Source organism: Croceimicrobium sp., assembly GCF_965228705.1.
Classification (GTDB): domain Bacteria; phylum Bacteroidota; class Bacteroidia; order Flavobacteriales; family Schleiferiaceae; genus Croceimicrobium.
The window spans coordinates 1362995-1382928 of record NZ_OZ245832.1 but is presented as its reverse complement, the minus strand read 5'-3'; the positions used below and the strand labels follow the sequence as shown (position 1 = coordinate 1382928).

Genomic DNA, 19934 nt, shown 5'->3' with positions numbered 1-19934 from the left:
TGTATTTCCAATGTTTCTGCTTGCGGGTTATCTGATATCATCTATTACCCAATGCCGGTCTATTGCCATGTGTTCCAGATGGCTAGAAGCATAGGCTGGTAATTAACATAAAATCAAAGTATATTAAAGCCCTAAACCTTAATCTTGGATGAGAAAAATACTTCTAATTGCTTTGGCTCTGGGAATTGTAGGCTTGATTAGTTATTGGGGCTTTAAAATGTATCAATTCGGAGAAGTGGTCGTCCAAGATGTTGAGCTAAGGGAAGCTCATGCACTCGAACAAAGGATTCAAAGTGGCGATATAATTTTTCAAAGCTCAAAGTCAGCTCAAAGCAAAGCCATTCAATTGGCGACCCACTCTCCATACAGTCATATGGGGATAATTTATGAGAAGCAAGGCCAGTATTTCGTTTATGAGGCGGTACAGCCGGTACGCCTAACACCTCTTAAAAAATGGATCGCTCGCGGTAAAGAGGGGCATTATGTAATAAAGCGTTTGAAAAACGCAGACCAGGTTCTAGATTCAATCACCTTGAAGAAAATGAGGCGAATAGGAGAGCAATATATGGGCAAGCCCTATGATATATACTTTGAATGGTCTGACGATAAAATGTATTGCTCTGAATTGGTATGGAAAATTTACCAGCAGGCAACTGGAATTGAAATCGGGGCTTTAGAAAGGCTTGCGGACTTTGACCTCAGTCATGATCAGGTTAAAGCTAAATTGAAAGAGCGATACGGGGATCAGATTCCATTGGATGAAAAGGTGATTTCTCCTGCCGCCATGTTTAATTCGGATAAGTTAATGAAGGTGGATAGTGTTATAATTCTAAATTAATGGCCATTACTATTTTTAAACGTTCTACTAGGGAAGAAAAATTCTGGAAATGGGTGATTCGCCATAAAAATGAATTGGAGGATTTTATCCGATCCGACTTTAAGGATTACGGGATCTACAATCAATTAAGTGCAAAGGCTAGAGAATATCATCCCATGCTTTACCCTGAAATGACTATTGGTGAAAATGGGGAAACAGTCTTGATCCTAAGTGCAGATGGTCAGAAAGAGGGGCTTAGGCCAGTGGAAGTTCTTTTTGAAGCTAAGCCAGTTATTGAAAATTGGATAGTCCATAAGTTTCGTCAGGCTAAAGATGAGATCAGCCTAAATTTTGAAGAAACCGAATTCCCAAGTAGTCATATTCTAGTGATCCCTGAGATCGACTCTACCCATCGAAAGGTGAATGCCGCAGTCTATATCAAGAATTTGAATTCAAATTTAATCGGCAGTCAGGCATTATTCTTTCTTTACCTCGACCATATATTGGGAGAGTACAATGTGATTTCATTTGTTGGTACACTGGAATTTCTTGATTGGAATATAGATCAAACTCCAGAGGAGGGTATATCATTATTGGAATTAAGGCATTTAATTGAAAAGGATTTAATTTCAGGCATTTAGATTTCTGCCTTCCCAATGATTAAACTAGAAGAACAGATTGGAGATTTCTGTTTTTTTACCAAGCCTACCGAAATTAAGAGGATGTATTACATGCTCATTTCTAAATAGATTAGATGAAAATAAAAAGCACTATACTACCATGCCTAATGCTTTGTTTTTCATTTTCAATGCTAGCTCAGAAAGGACCTGCGGTTCTTATTGATAGTCTCAATTTTATAGAGGTTCGAAATGGGCCAGGGATGCAATTTCACAGCATAGACACCTTGTATAAGGATGCCAATTTCTACTACCAATTAGAGGATGAGTCAGTTTGGGCATGCTTGAGTCCTTGGAAGGGAAGTCAAATGGAAGGTTTTATTCCGAGAAGTAGTATTCAGGACTTAAGTGCTCTTGACCGTGATTCCCTTAAAGGACTTATACTAGAAGTACTAGACAGGCAGAGAGTTTTGGCGGATAGTTTGAACCTTACTTTGAATGGTAGTGACTCTTTAAATTCAGAATTAATTACGGAAGTGTTGAATCAACATACGGATACGAAATTCAATCCTATTCTTCAATTAATTCCTGATTACTTCTGTACCAGCAAAGACCTTCAGCTTATTGATAAACTCATCGCAACCATCTGGGTCAACCTAGAATCAGTTAATGAAGAGCCTTTGTACTCTTTGGGAGCTTGTTTTATTTGTCAGCCCGAATTACTCATGAAGAGTCTGGATAAAATCACTAATACGGAACAAAAGGAAACAATCCTCAAGCAAATTGAATGGGCCTTGCTCAATCATTTTGAAATGGATGAGAGTGGAAGTTCAAATAATCCTAATTTCAAGACTATAATGGATAGGCTTAATGCCGATTGAAAGCAATTAAATTATTAATCTAAGGTGTTTGTTTCATTGATGAAACTATATAAATATGGGACTACTCAATTTTTTTAAAAGCAACAAAGAAGCTCTGGATTGGGATACAATTCGGTCTACTGAAGGGGTTTATCCCCCTAATTCTATTTCTCTCCTAATGACGGAGACTGAAACCGGGAAGCCAGCAACGGGATGGCTGGATTTAGCCTATAAAGATTACCCTTATAAAAAGTATTGTCCCTACAATCTTCAGTTTAGCGTGGAAATAGATGATTCAGGCTCTGAAGATTTAGATATGGGAACAATTGAGGACTTCTTTAGGGATCTTCTCAAAAAAGAATGCGTGGTTCATGTAGTGGCAAGAGTCGCTACTGATTTTGGGATGATCATGGATATGTATATTGACAATCCCGAGTTTGCCCAAGCTACCTTAATGGATTTAAATGAAAAGGAAGACAAATGGATCGAGTTCGGCTGCGGCTTTAAATACGATCCTAAGTGGAAGGAGTATAGGAGGATTGCAAGCTTGGTGGGGTGATTAAGGCTATTTAGGATGAGTTTGCTTATCCTAGATAGGTGCAAGCAATCTAGTAGTGAATGTCTTTCCATTAAATGGTGTCCATTAATGAATTTTATTGGCAAAGTTGATTTTACGATCTGAAGTATGCAATGCTACAGGATAGCCTACCAACTGAAGTGGCCATGATGCTGGCCTCTCATTCCAACATGCGAACTATCTTTATAAACCAGGTAAATCAGGAGAAATGTGATAGAGAAGAGCTTAAGAAGTTGAGGGTGGTATAAATTATGTGGGTTTTTAATTGAAATAGTTTTTATCACGGATCATAGGTTCTAACTTGTCTAGTATGCCATCAACCTCTTGACCAAATGGGAATTCATCACCAAAATCAGTGAAAATTATCTTATGAATAATAGAATAGCCATTAATATTACTGAATTGTTTGTATTCTTCTAAATTGATTGCTGTAGCATATCTGCCAAACCAGCGGGATGCATGGCTTAAAGCTAAAAGTGTTACATTTTCATTTTCACTAAGTTCTATTTCTAATTTATCACGTATAAATTTATTCATCCAATGTCCTCTCATATCTTGAGGTAAATTACTAATGAGATCATTTTTGGACTTTTCGTTATCCATTGAAAACAGCTTTTTTGCATAAATTCCTTTCAATAGGTTTTCAATAGAATAAGCGAGTAACATTGCTGCCGGCCTGCCATTTTCTCTTTTCCAGCCTTCATTATGTTCTGGCGTCCCAGGCTTAAAATCTGAAATATTTGAATTCCTGATAAAATAGTCACCTTCAAGTGCATTTTTTTTAAGCGTCAAAGCCGAGGTAAACAAAATCTGAAAGTGGTAATACCAAATTTGAGGCATAGTATTACCTAAATGATAGGACTGGTCCCATATACTTGAGTCAATATCCATTTTGAGCAATTCAATTTTAATAGATAACCCATACATCGTTGCCAGGGTAAATCTTAATCTGATTAATCCTCTTTACATTTAATACAGGATCAGATAGCGCTTTAATTAATTTCAATAAGCTTTAATAATACATTTAAATAGTGGGCGGCATTAGCTCTGCTACAAAATTGTAGAAAGATCAATCCACCTTAATTACTTTCGTCTCAGCAATAGCCTTGTTCTTGGATACAAGTACTAATTGATATAGCCCAGGTGCTAAAGAACCGGTTGAATATTGAGAGGATTCAGTGTATGAAGAGGTCTTAATGAGCTTGCCATTAGTGGAGTAAAAATGAATTTTATCGTAAGACTGATCGGTGATTATTTTTATGCTCTTTTGAACTGGATTAGGGTAAACCTCTAAAGTTTTATTTTTCTTGATATCTACTTCTCCCAGGTTTCGGTAGAATAAGCTGTTGTCATAATTTAAATCCAAGGGTAAGCACAGGAGCAGACTATAATTGAAATTGCTTACATCATGCTGGGTATTTAGATAGATATATCCTTTTTTGACCCCAAAAATTTCACCAAGGATAAAGCTTGAGCCAGTGTTTGCTGCAAAGAATTGAGCAGAACCGAGCCAGCTGTTGTTTACTAGATCATAAATCCGAAGTTGAGAACCCTTTATTTGGTTATCGGGAGGGATCCTCTTGTCTTTTACATTTGAACAAAACAGGACTAATGAATCACTAAAGTATACAGGAACAGAACCAGTCTCATTCCCATAAAACTTTTCAGATAGAAAGGAAAGGGAATGCGTTTTCTGCCACAGAGAATTATAGATGCTATGATAGCTTATATAATTAGTTCCAAAATCGCGAATGGAATCCTTAACAATCATAGCAAAACTTTGGGAGGAGCTAAATATTGAGGATTCCTCCTTAAATGTTTTAAAATTTTCCAGTTTCCCGTTTGAGATATTCAGCTTTAGAATTTCATAACCATAAGAGAAAACCAGGGTAGGTTCAAACACTTTCAGATAAATGTAAAGTCCATCATTGTGGTAAAATGAAATTTCCCAATTAGTGGGATTTAGAGCACCATTGTATAATTGAGCAATTGTATCTGAACTAAATGTTTGAATGGTATCTCCGGTAAACCAATCCAGTAAAAACAGGTCCGCTCCCAATCCTGAGCATAGGAAGGAGTGAGTAGAATCTACACGCTGCATCGTCTTGATTAAGCTTCGTTGAGCACTATCCACTCTAATAATTGTACCATCTAAATTTCTAATGTAGCGGATCGCAGCACTTATGCCGTTTCCATTTTTATTGACTATGTAGCCATTTGAATATCGGTTAAAGGATTGAAGTTTACGATCATTGGTGGGGGAGCCGTCCCATTGATAGATAATTTTAGAAAGTCCGAATGTTCCACTTATTAAATCATAGCTATCTTGAAAGTATTCGTATTCAGGTGAGGAGCTTGATCCAATTTGCTGCAGGCCAAAAGTTTTCAGACTATCACCTGTAAAATAGCCATCAAAAGTGCCGTGTACACTATTTGAGCCATATCCATAACCCTGACCTGTAATGTAGGGATGGGTCCATTGGCCCCAAGTCCAGAACGGCACAATAAATAATAGAAAGGTCCAATTTTGTGTAGATTTCATCTTTAATCGATGAGAATTAGTTTCCAGGACAAGTTAAGCTTTGGTATAGAAACGTAATAGATCCCGTTTGGTAAACCTTCTAAATCTACCTGAAGAGAGTTATTTAATTTTTCTGCTTTCAAGAGTTGCCCTTGCTGATTATACACCTTAACATTTTCTCCTTTTACATTTCCAGTGAATGAAAGCACTCCAGTAGAAGGGTTTGGATAAATCGAAAACTGGTTTAAGGAATCAATAATCTTCTCTTCAGTAAGATAGCCACCTATACTGCCGCATGGTAACCTTGAGTTGTTTCCTGTCATAACTCCATTAGCGTTATTCTCTGAAGCTAAGATGCAATTAAGCTGGTACCATCCCATTCCTACAATATTAATATCAGTTAAACAGGTTGGGCACGTACTTGAAACTGTTGAAAAGAATCGGGTTGTGTGATCAGTGTAGTAATATGATTCGGCTAGTTTCAATGTGTTTGGTCCTCCAAACCAGGCTCCTAATCTATCTACTCCACAAGACCTAACCGTACTTGTTGTCCAATTATAACCTAAATTACAACCAACAACTTCTGAACTAAACAATGGAATAATATTAGCAGGAGCATTTGGTGAGTTTATCATTAATGATTGTAATCGTATAACCCAAGGATCGGTCAAATTCCCAAGCTGGTAGTCTTGAACATAAACAGGAGGGCGATAATAGGTTAAAAAAATCGCGTCGGATTGGGTTTTAGTGTAATCCGCAAATTGATTTCCATATAGAATCGAATCCATCTCAAAATTAGAAATTGATAATGATGGATTGTTTAAATCTAGGTTGCTGTAGTGTTTTTTCGTGCCCCAACTGCTCGTCGCATGTGGATTCCAAAAGGATGATATATAATCGAAGATCTTCCAATTGTTCGCACTATTATCGGTGGATTTCCTTAATTCGTCTAAAAAGTAGTGATGGTCTCTAACACTTTGATCAAAAAACAAGTTTTTGATATTCTGATTAGGAGCATTATTTTGAAACCCATGATTAATATTATTTGCAGGTGGGTTTCCACCATTGTAAGCCTTAATTAGAGGTTTCTTTGTCCATGAATCTTGATCAACTAATCTGAAATCTTGATTTCCAGCCAATGCCCAAAACTCATGCTCAAGAACCATGAAATTAAGTTTAGACGGTTTTATGTAATTCCAATAAGAAACACCGTTTGTAGCTGAAAGCCAGTTTGAGACTGTGTTCAACTTCATTATCCCTGGTCCCATCACTATTCCAACTGTAAAGTTAAATGGTGAGGAAGTAGCTTGATTGATAAAATCTTCAATAAACTGTACCAGTTGACTATTTTGAGATAGGGATCCATTTTTAAGGTCTACTAGCACTCGGTCAATATCGTATAAGACGATAATATTTCCACCTACAGATTGTATATTTTGAAGGGTTGTTAAATTATCCGAAGAATTTCCAATTCCATAACCACCTTGATAAGCGCCATATGTTCCGGGGGTTGGGTCAAGAATTCCGTCGACAAAGATGACTCTTGGTATCTTGCAGTTCGCACCTGTAACTGAAAACCCCAAAGTTGTACCTCCCAAATAAGCATTTCCACTTTCGGCAAGTGTCCACTCAATATTATGACCTGCAAACCAGACATCGGTACCGCTTACCATCATGTTAAGGTTGTTCAACCTTTCAGTTGTGGAGCCACCCATTGTTTCTTCTGCATAGGTTGCTAAATTCCCATTTAAATGATGGAGGTAGCAGTCAAATTTACCTTCTCCTTTATTGCTCCTAACCCCTCCGGCAACAAATCCATCACCTGTTGAAACAATGTCAATAAATTTTTCAGTTCCAGATATTCCATAGTTCCAGTCGGAAATAAAACTCAAACCTTGTGATATGCGTGCTACATATGAATTTGTATCTCCTTCTATCACCGTATATCCTGCACCAAGAATGCTTTGAGATATGTTGTCATAATCAAGACCATACAAGTGATTTGAGAATGAATTGGCATAATTCACGACATTGTTTATTGATCCACCATAGCCGAATTCGATAGCAAAAGGTAGATTTAAAGACCTGTCATTAACTAAGGTTATAAAGTTTCCTGAAAGCTCAAGTAATTCAAATGCCCAACCACCTAATGAGCTTTGGGAAAAACGGGAAGAAGACCAATTGAGTTGCCCTAGTTTATTAAGACTTATAATTTCATTTGAAACCGTTCCGGAGGCATTCAATCTGTTAAGGAGAACAACGATTTCTTCGTTTGCATCAAGAATAATATCAGAAGGTGCAATTCCTCCCTCTTCATCTGGTGTGATATTATAAGACCATAAGATTGTTCCACCTGACTGAATTAGATAAATCCATGTTTGATCCCCGCCTTTCACATTCAAATGTTGCCAATTAGAGCTCTGATGTACACATACAGCGTATGTTTCAGAATCTACTTGTATAACTCCTGTGGCAACTTCATCATATTCAGTAGATCCTATTAGTTTCAAGTATTGCTCCTTTCCTCTCTCTTCAATATGCCATATAGCGGCATCCTTAATGCCTGACTCACCATCAGATACATTTTGCCATCCAACAAGTAGTTTGTCCGTATTAAAAGGTCCTAAATCAATTCCTTCTTCGTCAAGACTTGATCCATAACCTTGTTCAAAAAACTGTCCAAATTCAATGGAAAAAGTTTCCTGTGCCAAAGAGGTATAAGAGAGGAAAAAAAGAATTGATAATAAGAGATAGTGATTTTTCATAAGGTTAAGGTTAAATTTTAGCGTTGGAAAAGTATGAAAAATTAAATGTTATTATGTTAGCGTATAGTTTTTTAACTTATAAGATGTGATTTTTAGTTATAATTATATTGGGAAGATTTTCTTCTCAAAATCTATATTGAGTTGAAATCTCTGGAGGTATTTTTAAAATTCAACCATTAGAAAAGTGAATCAATTCTAATGGTTGATTACAAAGCAATTATGGTATGAGACCTTAATTGAACATTGTGCCTTTTATAGGAATATTGGAGCGCTAAGAAGATTTGAATAAGCGACTCTACCTACATCTCGTGTTTAGTGCCACTTTTATTATATAAAACTTAGCTAGTTTGTTTTATATAAACCTTCTTCCCCTCCTCCGTCAAATAAGGATAAACCATCTCAAAAAGCAAGCGATGGTAATGCTTCACTACCGCCTGATCTTTACCTTTAAAGAGGATGGAGGCATTGATCCAATTATCGCCTAAGATATTCATGCGCTCATAGAGGCCCAGGTATTCGCCTTCAAATTCTTCGGGGCGCATGAGACCCTGCTGGGTCATATGGCTAAAGAGCTGCATATACTGTTGCTTGCGCAATCCTTGCAGACCCAAATAATGCTTCTTTAAATCGGGATCAGCGTCCAGCACCGCATAAAGGTCCTTGGTGATGAAGCGATAGTCGTAAAGGGTTTTCATCGATACCCAGGAGCTTTCGTAAATCAAGGGTAGGAGGGCCTGGTCCTGGGCAATCTTTTCCATTTCACGATCCATATGCGCTACCAAATCGAAGTAAAGGGCCGCTACTAAATCGCCTTTGGTTTTGAAATGGTAGTTCAAATTACCCTGACTCATCTCCAGAGCCACCGCAATCTTGCGTAGAGTAACTTCTTTAAGGCCTTCAGAATTAAATAGTTCTAAAGCTTTAACTAAAATGCGCTCTTTTGTCTTCATGAAATATTAGTACACTTGACCTAATTTAGTAAATTTGACCTAAAATTACGATTCCAATGGAAATAGCCATTATCGGTGGAGGCATAAGCGGATTAAGCATGTCCTTGGCCTTAGCAAAGCTAGGAATACAGTCGACCGTTTACGAAAGAGCAGAGGATTTATCAGAAGTTGGAGCCGGACTTTGGTTGCAGCCCAATGCCTTGCGGGTATTGCAATGGTTGGGAATAGAAGATGAGATCTTGAAAGCGGGATTTGTGCTCAATAAAATGGAAATCGCATATCCCAATTTAAAAGCGGTAAAAGAAGTGGATTCCAATGTGGTGGCCGATCGTTTTGGCAATCAAACCGTGGCCATTCACCGCGCCAGATTGCTAGCCATTCTTTTAGAGAAGGTAAAAGCCGTGGCTAAGGTGGAATTGGGTATGCCTTATCTCGGTCATGAACAGAAAGGCGATCAGATTGAAATTCAGTTTGAGAATGCCAAGCGCAAAGCCGATTGGATTATTGGCGCGGACGGTATCAAATCCAAGCTTCGTCATAGTTTAGGCTTTGCCTCCGAATACCGCAATACCGATCAGATTTGTGTCCGAGGCATTGCCCAGATTCGCTTACCGGAAGCATTGCGAAAGGAAGGCAAAGAGCTCTGGGGACCGAAAAGGCGTTTTGGCTTTTCCCATATATCTGAAGATCAGGTTTACTTCTTCGCCGTGCTCAATTCCGAAATTTCACCGGCGGAAATTAGTATCGACAGCCTCCAAGAAATGTATGCAAATTTTGATCCTGTGGTCAATCAAATTATCCGGGCCACCGACTTTGTGCACAGCACTGAATTAGCGGATTTAAAACGTTTGGATAGCTGGCATAAAGATCAGGCTTGCTTAATAGGTGATGCTGCCCATGCCACTACTCCTAATATGGGGCAAGGGGCTTGTCAGGGAATTGAGGATGCCTATTACCTGGCTCAGCTTATTTATAAAAAGGCTCCAAACTTAAAAGAGGCTTTTATAGACTTTGAGGCCCAACGCCGAACCAAAGTGGATTATGTAGTCAATAATTCCTGGCGCTTCGGGCAATTGGTGCATAAACCCTGGGGGCAGTTTCTATTAAAATCCATAATGAAGATTACTCCGGAGAAGGTGGTGAAAGGGCAGATGGCAAAGGTGTATGAAATTGAATCAGGATTTTAAACTTGATTGAATTCAGTTCCCTCAAAGTCCTCATACCATTTAAAATGCTTTTCAATGATCTCTTCTTTGTGTTCCCGTACATAATCGAGATAGGCCTGGGCCACGGGGGATAATCGCTTGCTTTTAAGCCAAATCAAACGCCAGTCGGTTTTAAGGGGCAGTCCTCGCCGCGGAACTATGTGAATGGACTGGTTCAACAATTCGTTTTTAATTCCGATTAAGGGTACAATGGAATTCCCCAAGCCCGCCACTACCGCTTGCTTTACCGCCTCATTGGAGGTGAGCTCCAGTTTCTTGCGATCCTTACTGCCATGCTGTTGAAAATAGCGCTCCATTTCCTGGCGGGTTGCTGATCCTTCCTCCCGAAAAATCAAGGGCTTCTTTTTGGGATTTCCCTTGCCATCACTCACCAGAAAGAGTTTGTTTTCCACCAGCTTTTCTTCCTCTACCTCCAGGTCTTTGGGGATTACTGAAACTATGGCGAAGTCAATTTCATTTTGCTTTAAACTTTCCAATACCCGACTTTTATTGGTTACATCCAAAACCAAATTAATGCCCGGCGCACTTTGCAGAAAGTCGGTGAGGAAAAAAGGAATCACGTATTTACCAGTAGAAGCAGAGGAGATTTTTAGCTTTCCTGATAACAAGCCTTTAAATTCTAAGGTCTTGAAACGGAGGTTCTCCAATTCTAAAAAAGCCTTTTCAGCGATCTCGGCAATCTCATAGCCAAAGTCGGTGATATGCAATTTTCGACCTACCAATTCAGTAAGCGGAACTTCAAACTGATCCTGGAAATTTTTCAGCTGGATAGACACCGCCGGTTGGGTCATATATAGCTCTTCCGCAGCCTTGGTAATGCTCTCGGTCTCAACAATTTTGAGGTATACCCGAATCTGATTCAAAGTATAGTTCATAAAATACTTTTATGATTGACATTCGAAATATAAATAAAAACTTATGAATTATCCATTCTAGTTTTGTCCCGTCACAAAAGCACAACGAATGACTGCCATACTCCTCACCGCCATTCTCTTAAGCCCAATCCTAAACCTTGGAATTGGGTTTTTTTATGCTTCTAAAAATCCGAAGCTTCCCAATAGCCTCGCTATTCGATCCTCAATCTTAGGATTAATCATCGCCAGCCTGGCCGTGATTTGGGTTTATGTTCAGGGACCATTGGAATCGACCTTGCTTGGTTTCGCGGATCTCGGATTCTCCATCCGACTGGATCGCCTTAATGGCCTGCTGCTGTTCATGATTAACCTGATTGCCTTCATAGTGTTTCGCTACAGCCGTAATTATATGGATGGCGATTCCCGCGAGGCCGCTTTTAGTGCCATGCTGGCCCTAACTGTAGCCTTAATTCAGTTCTTCGTCTTATCCGGTAACCTACTCTTATTAGCGCTCTCCTGGTTTGGTACTAGCATGGCCCTACAAAGGCTGCTGCTTTTTTACCGTCAGCGGGAAAGAGCCCGCCTCGCCGCTCGTAAAAAGTTTGTAGTAGCGCGCATTGCTGATATCCTGCTCCTTAGTGCCTTGGCCCTAATCTACTCAGAGTTTCATACAGCCCAGCTTGCGGAGATTTTTAAGCAATTGGAAGCCGGAGCCTGGTCAGCCCAATTAAATGCGGCGGCCATCCTCATGGTCCTGGCAGCTGCGCTTAAGGCGGTGCAAATACCTTTTCACAGCTGGTTACTGGAGGTGATGGAAACCCCAACTCCGGTTTCCGCTCTATTACATGCCGGATTAATTAATGCCGGTCCTTATCTGATCATTCGCTTTTCGCCCTTGATTAGCGGAACCGAATCGGCCAGCCTGCTATTGCTGTGCATAGGGGCTTTAAGTGCTTTATACGGAACGGCAGTAGCGCCTACGCAGCCAGCCATCAAAACTTCATTAGCTTATTCAACCATCGGACATATGGGCTTCAGCCTGATGCTATCGGGCCTGGGCTTGTATTCGGCAGCGCTTTTACATCTCATGGCGCATTCCTTCTACAAGGCCCACTCATTCTTAAGTTCTGGCAGCCAGATCGATCGGTATCGCAATGATCAATGGTGCAGCCCGGTTCCGGAACCATCTCTAAACAGGCTTTTAATGGCAATCACCCTGGCGCTGCTGATTTTTAGCGGGGTACTTGCTTTAAGAGGTGGCCTGGAAGGTATGAGCTTTGCCTTGCAAATCGTTGCAGCCATTATCGCCCTGGGAACCTCGGTACTACTCTTTAAGAGTTTCGAAGAGGGAATACAATTGCGGGCTCGCTTCCTCTTAATCCTTCGTGCTACACTAGTGGTCCTAAGCTTTTTCATATTGGAAGATTTGATACATCTGGCTTTAGCGCCGGAAATAGCCGCAACACCGGAGCTAAGCACCGGACAAAAGGCACTTAGTCTGAGTGTTTTATTGGCCTTCACAATCCTGGCTCTGGGCGCTTATTTCTTGCCCAAACAGTACCGAGCCTCCAGCAGGTTCAGAGCGATGGAAATTCACCTTCGCAATGGTTTTTATCTGAGCGTTCTCACCGATCGCCTCTTTGGTTCATTGAAACGAGCAAATAGCTAATCGCTTAAAAAGCAAAAATTATGGATGCAAAAATTAAACTGGCCCTCGAAACGGCATGTCAAAAGCTGGCTCCGGCCTGGTCCTTGGAAAACTCCATCGCTGTGAACCCTTATCTGGGTCTGCTCAATCAAGATTTTCAAGAAGCTGCTTTCAGCTTAAAACGTCGCGCGGGAATTGATATGAGCATGTCACTGGACTTCTACCTGGAGCAGTATGAAGAAGGGCAAATTACGGCCAGTGATATCGAGCATGCCCTTCACGCCAATCATCGCCAGGAAAGCAGTGCCGAATTTCTGGCGCAGGCTAAATTTCTGGCCCTAACCGCCTCAAACTACGAGCTCTACGAGCTTTATACCTTGGGTGATCTGGCCCGGGAGCACGGAACCAAAGATTGGTCGCGCTTTATGGTAGATCGGGTTTCGCAATGGGCCGCCCACTTTTTCCATCAGTATGATAAGCCCTATGCAGTGGGGATCGACCTTTTTGAGATATGGCGGGAAGAAGCCATGATTAACCGAGCCCCCGAATTAATGGGCCTACCCAATTTCCGCAATTATGTGAAAGGCCTTTCCAGCAATTATGAGGAAGCTCTCGAGCAAAATATTAAGGTGCTCGCCTTAAAAGGACCTTCCTTAGAACCTTATCTCCACAGCCTTCTCTTAAAACTCAAGGGCTGGTCATCTTATGTGGCGGGTCAGGATTGGCAGGCGAAACTCTATGGTGGCAATAGGCATAATCTGGAGTCCTTCCTTACGATATTATTAAGTTGGGAAGCAGCCCTGCTCGAAGGTCTTAATGATCTAAAACTTTATAAGGCCTGGGAACAGCGAAAAGCAGATTTGGCCATCCTCGAATTAAAAGCCGCCTTTCCGGGAAGTGAAAGCCTGGAAAGCCGCTTAATTCTTCAAGATGCCTTCGATTTTGCGGCCCAAAGAGAACTGAAGGAGCGTTTAAATCAGCTTCCACAAGCAGAGAAAGCCCAAGGCCCCAAAGCCCAAGCGGTATTTTGTATTGATGTGCGCTCTGAGCTTTACCGTCGAAACCTGGAACAGGTAGACCCGGAAATTGAAACCCTGGGCTTCGCGGGCTTCTTCGGGGTACCCCTGCAATACAGGGAATTGGCTTCAGATAAATCCCGGCATCAATGTCCGGCCCTAATTCCTTCTGCGGTAGAAGTAAAGGAAATAAGCAGCGACATCTACCAAACAGAGAAGAAGCGCGCTCTGAAATTGAGTCGGCAGCAAATCGCTAAAAGCTGGAAGCGTTTTAAATCCGGTAAAGTTTCGGCCTTTGCCTTTGTAAGTCCCTTGGGGATAAGCTTCCTCACCAAATTAATCAGCGATTCCTTTGCTTGGACCCGCCCCACGGCCGATCCTAATGCGGCGGATACCGACCGTGATATTGACCTCTCCGCAATCCCCTTCGAAACTCAGGTGCAAATGGCGCAGGGGGCTTTAAAAGCCATGGGTTTGACTAAGGGATTTGCTCCCATGGTGATGATTGTAGGACATGGAGCCAGCACCGTGAATAATCCTCATGCCAGTGCATTGGACTGTGGGGCTTGCGGAGGTCATTCGGGCGAGATTAATGCCTGGACCAGCGCGCGCCTTCTAAATGATACCAGAGTAAGGGCTGCATTAAAGGAGGAGGGAATTAGCCTTCCGGCAGATACGATATTCATAGCGGCCTTGCACGATACCACTACTGATTCCATCCATATTGTTAACCGTCGGGAAATCGACAAGAATCGTTGGCCGGAGCTTTCAGAACTGGAATTACAATTAGAGCGAGCAACCGAACAAGCTCGTCAGGAACGTGCTCTGCGCTTCGGGATTAAAGAAAGCGAGGCCCAAACCGAAATTGTAAAGCGCAGTAAAGATTGGTCACAGGTACGACCCGAATGGGGATTGGCCGGCTGCAATGCCTTTGTAATTGCACCTCGCTCCAAAACCAAAGGCAAGAATTTGGGTGCTCGCAGCTTCTTGCACTCCTACCAATGGCAAGAGGATGAAAACTTTGCCATTCTGGAGACTATTATGACCGCCCCCATGGTAGTTACCTCCTGGATTAACTTGCAGTATTATGCCAGTACCACCGACAATCAAAACTTCGGAGCTGGGAATAAAACCTTGCATAATGTAAGCGGCGGAATTGGAGTACTGGAAGGATCAGCGGGCGATTTAAGGATCGGCCTGGCTTGGCAGTCGGTACACGATGGCAAGCAATACCAACACTTGCCCCAACGCCTCAATGTGGTGATCGATGCACCCCAAGAAGCAATCAATACAATCCTTCAGAAGCATTCCATGCTGCAAGATTTATTCGACCACCATTGGTTGAAGTTATTCCGCATGAATGAAGCCGGACAAGTGGCAGAAGAATACCAGGGCAATTTGCAATGGCAAAGCTCAAAGGCCATCAGCCCACAAAAGCAAAATGAAAAATTAGTAACCGTTTAAATCCACTCTTATGCGAACCATGAACATTGACCTTCAGAAATTAGATTGGAAAGCTGCCGATTTTAAAAGATTAATCAGTTTGGCCATTGACCAACAAATAAAGGATCTCCGCACAGAGTTCTTACGACGTTGGGAAGCGGATCATCAAACATCAGCCGCCGATCGGGATGAGAAGATTCAGGATTTAAAAGCTTTGAAAGCGCAGCTCCTGGCAGAACTGAAAGAAGTGTCGGATGATGTCCCATTAAAGACTATCGCTCTGGCAGCCGAAACAGCTCAGAAGAAAAATTGGTCAGCAAACTTCGAAATGGCCGGACAAGAAAACTAGTTCTTTCTCCCTCCCCGGGCCAATACCGTATTGGTCCTAGCAAAAAGCCAAGTCTGAAAAGACTTGGCTTTCCTGGTTTAAAACAGAATTCTAAACCTGAGTAGAGCCCGGAGGGTTCATCTTAAGTGGGCTAATTCTTTTGGGGATGTCCAGGCTCCCAAATTAAGCGGAGAAAGGAACTAAGCCTTTCATTTTCACGCTTTATCGGTATGCCGGCTACAATCCCTATCATTAGATTATCGGCAATCGCCACTCGCATTTGTGGCCGCAAGCTAAGATCGAATTGCTGATTTTCAATGCTTTTGTTGATTTCTACTCCTAAAAAATTTCGAGTTCCACTAATCATATAATGGAAACTGGTATTGATTTCAAAAGCCTTATGCCACTGGTTGCTAGCATAATGGTGGGCGATTTGTGGGCCAGTATACAGCAAGGAATGGAAGTTTTGGCCCCAGCGTTTGGCAATCACCAGAAAGGGATTGTAAACATTACCAATAATGAGTGGCCTGGCAAAATTATTGAAGTCCGAAAGCTCAAATTCATTGATATAGCCAATGGCCATTGAACTGGCATAATGTTCATTTACCAGGAAGGACCATTGTGCCGCTACTTTTAAGCTGTTTAAGCGATGGGAGGGGATCTCCGACTCGGCACCAGCCAAAGGCGAATGCAGAGTAAAGGGGAGTTCTACCTCCAGACCTAGGCGATCCATCGGGGCCCATTCATATTCAATTAATGCTTCGTAGCTGTCGAAACTAAGATTGTCGGTTAGTCCCATCCCAATGTTCCATTCCCTTTCGCCTTTACGGGCGCCTAAATCCCGAATTAAGTCGATGTAGAGGGGTTCGGCATGTAGGACTTTATCTGGGTCCTTCTGATTTTCTACTTCTTGAATAAAAAGACTGTCTTTCTGAGCATCATTGATTTGCCCAAATAGGGAGAGTGGGAATGCCAGCAAGCTAAACATCCCTAAAATGCATGGTTTCATATTTTGATTTGTTTAGATAAAAAAGGCTCCATTTAATGCGGAGCAGGAATCGATTTTGAAAACAAATCAAGCTTGTGGGGGAGGATTGTCGATATTGAAATGGCCCGGCAATGTTCTGGCCAAAAAGGAGCTGAAGGTCATTAAAGAATCATCAATAAAGAGCGGTTTGCCAATAAAGAGATAGGGATTAATGAGGGCTTCGATCTTTAAACTGTTTTGACTTTGCGATTCTTCAGTATCCGGATCATCGTATTCGATAAAAGCATCTTCATAACCCAAAATCTGCTCAAAAATAATTTCCACCATACTTTCCTGATCATTAAAACTCAGGTCTTCTGGAATATCATTTGCTTGGAAATCACGCGTATCCACACTGATATTGAGGAGGTAAAAAGCCATAATACCCCAAAGCAGACTTAGGGCTTTGCTATTTCTAAGTATGGAAATCACGGTCTCGAAAGTAGGCCTTATACTTTAATGAAATCAATAGCTGCAAACAAAAAAGCCAGGTAGATAACCTGGCTCTATATTGAGGATTTGGGTTCTTAATCCAAATTATAAATCTCCATTACGCTCTTCATTTTCGATTCGAAGTCGATATCCAAATCGATTAATTTACCGGAGTGAATGTCAAATACCCAGCCATGTACACTAATGCCACGTTCGCGGTGAGCGCGTTGCAAGGCCGCGGTTTTAATCACATTAAAGCATTGTTCTTCTACATTTAATTCGACCAAACGCTTATAACGCTCTTCCTCATCTGCAATAGCATGCAGCTCTTCAGCGTGAAGGCGAAATACATCACGGATATTCCGTAACCAGGGATTTAAAATGCCTAAATCCTGAGATTGCATGGCTGCTTTAACCCCTCCACAGAAGTAATGCCCACAAACCACCACATGGTTTACTTTAAGATGACTCACCGCATATTCAATTACCGACATAGCACTGAGATCAGTATTGGGAACCATATTGGCAATATTGCGGTGAATGAAGGCTTCTCCCGGAGAAACACCCATTAGTTCTTCGGCGGTAACACGACTGTCTGAACATCCGATATACAGGATTTCAGGACTTTGCCCCTTGGATAAATTGCTGAAATAATCTGAATCGAGTTCTAATTTGCTTTGAACCCAATCGCGGTTGTTTTGGAAAATGTTTTGGATGTCCATTGGCTGCTTTTTCTGCTGGCTTGATTTGAATGATTAAATTTCCTTGGTTAAATCACTTAGGGGCATGACCAGATCAGGAAACTTTTACAATTTCAAACATAAGGATTATTAAGATTTACCTGCGGATTTTGTAAATCTCTACCTTAAGCTCTAGTTCCTTCATAGCCAGCCGATAGAAACTTAAATACCCTTAGCCATTATGAAAGGCCCCCTAAATCAAGCGCGCTTATATCCTTTATTCTTGCTTCTGAGTACCTTCTTGGTGTACCTGGAATGGGGTGGAGCTCAAAGGGCCTTTTTAGTGGAGATGGAAGTACAGCTTTTCCGGGATCTTTTTCAGCAACCGGAGCATTTCGCCCATCCCTTAATACTCTTGCCTTTATTCGGACAGTTACTTTTGATCTTTCTAATCCTAAAGCCACAAGCAAAAAGACTTTGGCCTATGCTGTCCATAATCAGTATAGGACTATTACTGCTCTTTGTTTTATTGGGAGCTCTCCTAAAATGGAATCCATTAATGTTGCTATCAGTCATGCCTTTTATGCTGATTAGCCTTTTGTGGATGATTAAATACAGCCTTATCCATTCGGAGCCTACCCAAACCAAATACCCCGATAGCTAGTGCCAGAAACTATTTTATCCATACCTGAAATTCGGGCTGCATATTCCCTAAAAAAGTTTCAAATTGGGAGCAAGCATTGCAGACTATGTTAATTACCAAGAATTTTTCACTTAAGCGAATCCTTCAGTTTTCCGGTCATCATTTTCCCTGGTTAATTATTTGGATGACTTTAGTGGTCGCCCTTTATGTCTATACCGGCGAAGGTCACCATTGGATGTTTATTCCCTGGTTACCAGTTTCCATCATTGGTACAGCGGTAGCCTTTTACGTAGGTTTTAAGAATAACAGTGCCTACGATCGTATGTGGGAGGCTCGTAAAATTTGGGGAGCTATTGTAAATAGCAGCAGATCCTGGGCAAGTATAGTAAGCAATTTCACCACCAATCAGCATAATCCAAATCCTATCAAGGAGTCGGAGATAAAGGCCTGGCATAAGAAATTAATATTCCGTCACATTGCTTGGCTCTATGCCTTGCGCAGTCAATTGTTAATTGCAACACCCTGGGAACATTCCAATCAAAGGGGTTTTACGGGCTCTTTTGCGCGTAGATACCAAAGGCTTTTTGGAGTAGGATTAGTTGATGATGAAGTAACCCGCATAGAACTCAAGAATTTTTTAGGAGCGAGTGAGCATGATCAGCTCATTGCGGCAAAAAACACCGCCACGCAAATTATTTTCAAGCAGGGGGAGGACTTAAAAAAGCTGCGGGAATTGAATCTTATCGATGATTTCCGCCATATGGAAATGCAAAAGGTGCTGAATGATTTTTACGATCACCAAGGTAAATGTGAGCGAATAAAGAAATTCCCCTTACCGCGTCAATATGCGAATATGAGCTTCAACTTTGTTTGCATTTTTATCTTTTTAATGCCCTTTGGTCTGGTGCCGGAATTCGCCAAATTTGGAGATATCGGAATATGGATGTCCATTCCCTTTTTAGTGATTGTCGGCTGGCTTTATGTGGTGATGGAAATAGTAGGCGATTATTCGGAAAACCCTTTTCAGGGAATGGCCAATGATATTCCCATGTTATCACTTTGCCGTACCATAGAAATAGACCTGCTCGAAATGTTGGGAGAAACGGATTTACCCGCCCCCATTGAAGCGAAGAAGGGAATATTAATGTAGTATGAATCGATTTTTACACTACTTATCCTATTTGCAGTTCCCACTTTTCGCCGGGGCTCTGTACTATTATTTACGCCCAATTTGGGAATCTACGCAAATCCTCGATTCTCTAAATACCGGCCTAATGCTTACCGGTCTGGCCCTAAGCTTTGTTTCTCTGGTTAATCCCCAAGCCAGTAAGCGTCAGTTAAAGGAGAGTAGTCGGAAGCTTTTGTTTTGGATATTAATGCCCAGCTTGCTTCTGATGTTTGGCTTGTCTCTGTATTGGTATTGGCAGGGCGGGGATGTTGGTAGTTTGGGCCAATCTTTACTTTTTCTGTCCATTGGAATGCTATCCGTATTACGAATGCTTAGCAGCTCAAATGCACACTAAGAGCTTG

The 19934-nt window shown here is 41.4% G+C and carries 19 protein-coding genes; 11 read left to right on the top strand and 8 right to left on the bottom strand.

The annotated features are described in order from the left end of the window. Window positions 1–148: 148 nt before the first annotated feature. From ACO05P_RS06275 to ACO05P_RS06260, 4 genes are all read left to right on the top strand, one after another. Entirely contained in the window at window positions 149–838 is a 690-nt protein-coding gene (locus tag ACO05P_RS06275; RefSeq protein WP_421754168.1) for a YiiX family permuted papain-like enzyme, read from the top strand. Continuing rightward, the gene (locus tag ACO05P_RS06270) at window positions 838–1458 is read left to right on the top strand and encodes a hypothetical protein (RefSeq protein ID WP_421754167.1); all 621 of its coding nucleotides are present in this window, start codon (window positions 838–840) and stop codon (window positions 1456–1458) included. The genes ACO05P_RS06275 and ACO05P_RS06270 overlap by 1 nt, the downstream gene beginning before the upstream one ends. Before the next feature lie 167 nt (window positions 1459–1625). Continuing rightward, window positions 1626–2315: a hypothetical protein gene (locus ACO05P_RS06265; RefSeq protein WP_421754165.1), complete on the top strand. Its 690-nt coding sequence runs from the start codon at window positions 1626–1628 to the stop codon at window positions 2313–2315. Between the two features lie 55 nt (window positions 2316–2370). Then, window positions 2371–2853 carry a hypothetical protein gene (locus ACO05P_RS06260; RefSeq protein WP_421754163.1) on the top strand — a complete coding sequence of 161 codons (483 nt, stop codon included), beginning with the start codon at window positions 2371–2373 and terminating at the stop codon, window positions 2851–2853. Between the two features lie 279 nt (window positions 2854–3132). Here the strand turns inward: ACO05P_RS06260 and ACO05P_RS06255 are convergent, their stop codons facing one another. From ACO05P_RS06255 to ACO05P_RS06240, 4 genes are all read right to left on the bottom strand, one after another. Next, entirely contained in the window at window positions 3133–3762 is a 630-nt protein-coding gene (locus ACO05P_RS06255; RefSeq protein WP_421754162.1) for a hypothetical protein, read from the bottom strand. Window positions 3763–3940: 178 nt separating this feature from the next. Then, window positions 3941–5413 carry a T9SS type A sorting domain-containing protein gene (locus ACO05P_RS06250; protein ID WP_421754161.1) on the bottom strand — a complete coding sequence of 491 codons (1473 nt, stop codon included), beginning with the start codon at window positions 5411–5413 and terminating at the stop codon, window positions 3941–3943. Between the two features lie 2 nt (window positions 5414–5415). Further along, a complete protein-coding gene (locus ACO05P_RS06245; RefSeq protein WP_421754160.1) occupies window positions 5416–8157 on the bottom strand; it encodes a T9SS type A sorting domain-containing protein in 2742 nt (913 codons plus the stop codon). 338 nt (window positions 8158–8495) lie between these two features. Next, window positions 8496–9107 carry a TetR/AcrR family transcriptional regulator gene (locus ACO05P_RS06240; protein WP_421754159.1) on the bottom strand — a complete coding sequence of 204 codons (612 nt, stop codon included), beginning with the start codon at window positions 9105–9107 and terminating at the stop codon, window positions 8496–8498. A gap of 56 nt (window positions 9108–9163) precedes the next feature. Between ACO05P_RS06240 and ACO05P_RS06235 the strand changes: the two genes are divergently transcribed. Further along, window positions 9164–10294, top strand: coding sequence for an FAD-dependent monooxygenase (locus tag ACO05P_RS06235; RefSeq protein ID WP_421754158.1), 1131 nt, complete (start codon window positions 9164–9166; stop codon window positions 10292–10294). On the opposite strand, the gene ACO05P_RS06230 is transcribed toward ACO05P_RS06235, so the two are convergent. Then, a complete protein-coding gene (locus tag ACO05P_RS06230; protein ID WP_421754157.1) occupies window positions 10291–11208 on the bottom strand; it encodes a LysR family transcriptional regulator in 918 nt (305 codons plus the stop codon). The two genes, ACO05P_RS06235 and ACO05P_RS06230, sit on opposite strands and share 4 nt — an antisense overlap. A gap of 88 nt (window positions 11209–11296) precedes the next feature. On the opposite strand from ACO05P_RS06230, the gene ACO05P_RS06225 reads away from it, so the two are divergent. Genes ACO05P_RS06225 through ACO05P_RS06215 form a run of 3 tightly spaced genes read left to right on the top strand, consistent with a single transcriptional unit; the run spans window position 11297 to window position 15643 of the window. Beyond that, window positions 11297–12856: a proton-conducting transporter membrane subunit gene (locus ACO05P_RS06225; RefSeq protein ID WP_421754156.1), complete on the top strand. Its 1560-nt coding sequence runs from the start codon at window positions 11297–11299 to the stop codon at window positions 12854–12856. 20 nt (window positions 12857–12876) lie between these two features. Next, a complete protein-coding gene (locus tag ACO05P_RS06220) occupies window positions 12877–15315 on the top strand; it encodes a YbcC family protein (protein WP_421754154.1) in 2439 nt (812 codons plus the stop codon). Between the two features lie 10 nt (window positions 15316–15325). Next, window positions 15326–15643: a hypothetical protein gene (locus ACO05P_RS06215; RefSeq protein WP_421754152.1), complete on the top strand. Its 318-nt coding sequence runs from the start codon at window positions 15326–15328 to the stop codon at window positions 15641–15643. 130 nt (window positions 15644–15773) lie between these two features. On the opposite strand, the gene ACO05P_RS06210 is transcribed toward ACO05P_RS06215, so the two are convergent. The 3 genes from ACO05P_RS06210 to ACO05P_RS06200 all read right to left on the bottom strand — a co-directional run bounded on the left by ACO05P_RS06210 (window position 15774) and on the right by ACO05P_RS06200 (window position 17803). Next, window positions 15774–16631: an HAEPLYID family protein gene (locus tag ACO05P_RS06210; RefSeq protein WP_421754151.1), complete on the bottom strand. Its 858-nt coding sequence runs from the start codon at window positions 16629–16631 to the stop codon at window positions 15774–15776. A gap of 66 nt (window positions 16632–16697) precedes the next feature. Next, window positions 16698–17081: a hypothetical protein gene (locus ACO05P_RS06205; protein ID WP_421754149.1), complete on the bottom strand. Its 384-nt coding sequence runs from the start codon at window positions 17079–17081 to the stop codon at window positions 16698–16700. A 95-nt stretch (window positions 17082–17176) separates the two neighbouring features. Then, window positions 17177–17803: a carbonic anhydrase gene (locus ACO05P_RS06200; RefSeq protein WP_421754148.1), complete on the bottom strand. Its 627-nt coding sequence runs from the start codon at window positions 17801–17803 to the stop codon at window positions 17177–17179. A gap of 199 nt (window positions 17804–18002) precedes the next feature. On the opposite strand from ACO05P_RS06200, the gene ACO05P_RS06195 reads away from it, so the two are divergent. The 3 genes from ACO05P_RS06195 (at window position 18003) to ACO05P_RS06185 (ending at window position 19927) form a co-directional block, all read left to right on the top strand. Next, entirely contained in the window at window positions 18003–18425 is a 423-nt protein-coding gene (locus ACO05P_RS06195) for a hypothetical protein (RefSeq protein ID WP_421754146.1), read from the top strand. Window positions 18426–18510: 85 nt separating this feature from the next. Continuing rightward, window positions 18511–19554, top strand: coding sequence for a bestrophin family protein (locus ACO05P_RS06190; protein ID WP_421754144.1), 1044 nt, complete (start codon window positions 18511–18513; stop codon window positions 19552–19554). 1 nt (window position 19555) lies between these two features. After that, window positions 19556–19927: a hypothetical protein gene (locus ACO05P_RS06185; protein WP_421754143.1), complete on the top strand. Its 372-nt coding sequence runs from the start codon at window positions 19556–19558 to the stop codon at window positions 19925–19927. Window positions 19928–19934: the final 7 nt, after the last annotated feature.

What these genes read in the sequence shown, in the direction of transcription:
- ACO05P_RS06255 (WP_421754162.1), bottom strand. Translation starts at nt 3,762, where the DNA reads ATGGATATTGACTCAAGTATATGGGACCAGTCCTATCATTTAGGTAAT.
- ACO05P_RS06275 (WP_421754168.1), top strand. Translation starts at nt 149, where the DNA reads ATGAGAAAAATACTTCTAATTGCTTTGGCTCTGGGAATTGTAGGCTTG.
- ACO05P_RS06210 (WP_421754151.1), bottom strand. Translation starts at nt 16,631, where the DNA reads ATGAAACCATGCATTTTAGGGATGTTTAGCTTGCTGGCATTCCCACTC.
- ACO05P_RS06260 (WP_421754163.1), top strand. Translation starts at nt 2,371, where the DNA reads ATGGGACTACTCAATTTTTTTAAAAGCAACAAAGAAGCTCTGGATTGG.
- ACO05P_RS06250 (WP_421754161.1), bottom strand. Translation starts at nt 5,413, where the DNA reads ATGAAATCTACACAAAATTGGACCTTTCTATTATTTATTGTGCCGTTC.
- ACO05P_RS06265 (WP_421754165.1), top strand. Translation starts at nt 1,626, where the DNA reads ATGCTAGCTCAGAAAGGACCTGCGGTTCTTATTGATAGTCTCAATTTT.
- ACO05P_RS06220 (WP_421754154.1), top strand. Translation starts at nt 12,877, where the DNA reads ATGGATGCAAAAATTAAACTGGCCCTCGAAACGGCATGTCAAAAGCTG.
- ACO05P_RS06230 (WP_421754157.1), bottom strand. Translation starts at nt 11,208, where the DNA reads ATGAACTATACTTTGAATCAGATTCGGGTATACCTCAAAATTGTTGAG.
- ACO05P_RS06225 (WP_421754156.1), top strand. Translation starts at nt 11,297, where the DNA reads ATGACTGCCATACTCCTCACCGCCATTCTCTTAAGCCCAATCCTAAAC.
- ACO05P_RS06195 (WP_421754146.1), top strand. Translation starts at nt 18,003, where the DNA reads ATGAAAGGCCCCCTAAATCAAGCGCGCTTATATCCTTTATTCTTGCTT.
- ACO05P_RS06200 (WP_421754148.1), bottom strand. Translation starts at nt 17,803, where the DNA reads ATGGACATCCAAAACATTTTCCAAAACAACCGCGATTGGGTTCAAAGC.
- ACO05P_RS06270 (WP_421754167.1), top strand. Translation starts at nt 838, where the DNA reads ATGGCCATTACTATTTTTAAACGTTCTACTAGGGAAGAAAAATTCTGG.
- ACO05P_RS06190 (WP_421754144.1), top strand. Translation starts at nt 18,511, where the DNA reads ATGTTAATTACCAAGAATTTTTCACTTAAGCGAATCCTTCAGTTTTCC.
- ACO05P_RS06235 (WP_421754158.1), top strand. Translation starts at nt 9,164, where the DNA reads ATGGAAATAGCCATTATCGGTGGAGGCATAAGCGGATTAAGCATGTCC.
- ACO05P_RS06240 (WP_421754159.1), bottom strand. Translation starts at nt 9,107, where the DNA reads ATGAAGACAAAAGAGCGCATTTTAGTTAAAGCTTTAGAACTATTTAAT.
- ACO05P_RS06185 (WP_421754143.1), top strand. Translation starts at nt 19,556, where the DNA reads ATGAATCGATTTTTACACTACTTATCCTATTTGCAGTTCCCACTTTTC.
- ACO05P_RS06245 (WP_421754160.1), bottom strand. Translation starts at nt 8,157, where the DNA reads ATGAAAAATCACTATCTCTTATTATCAATTCTTTTTTTCCTCTCTTAT.
- ACO05P_RS06215 (WP_421754152.1), top strand. Translation starts at nt 15,326, where the DNA reads ATGCGAACCATGAACATTGACCTTCAGAAATTAGATTGGAAAGCTGCC.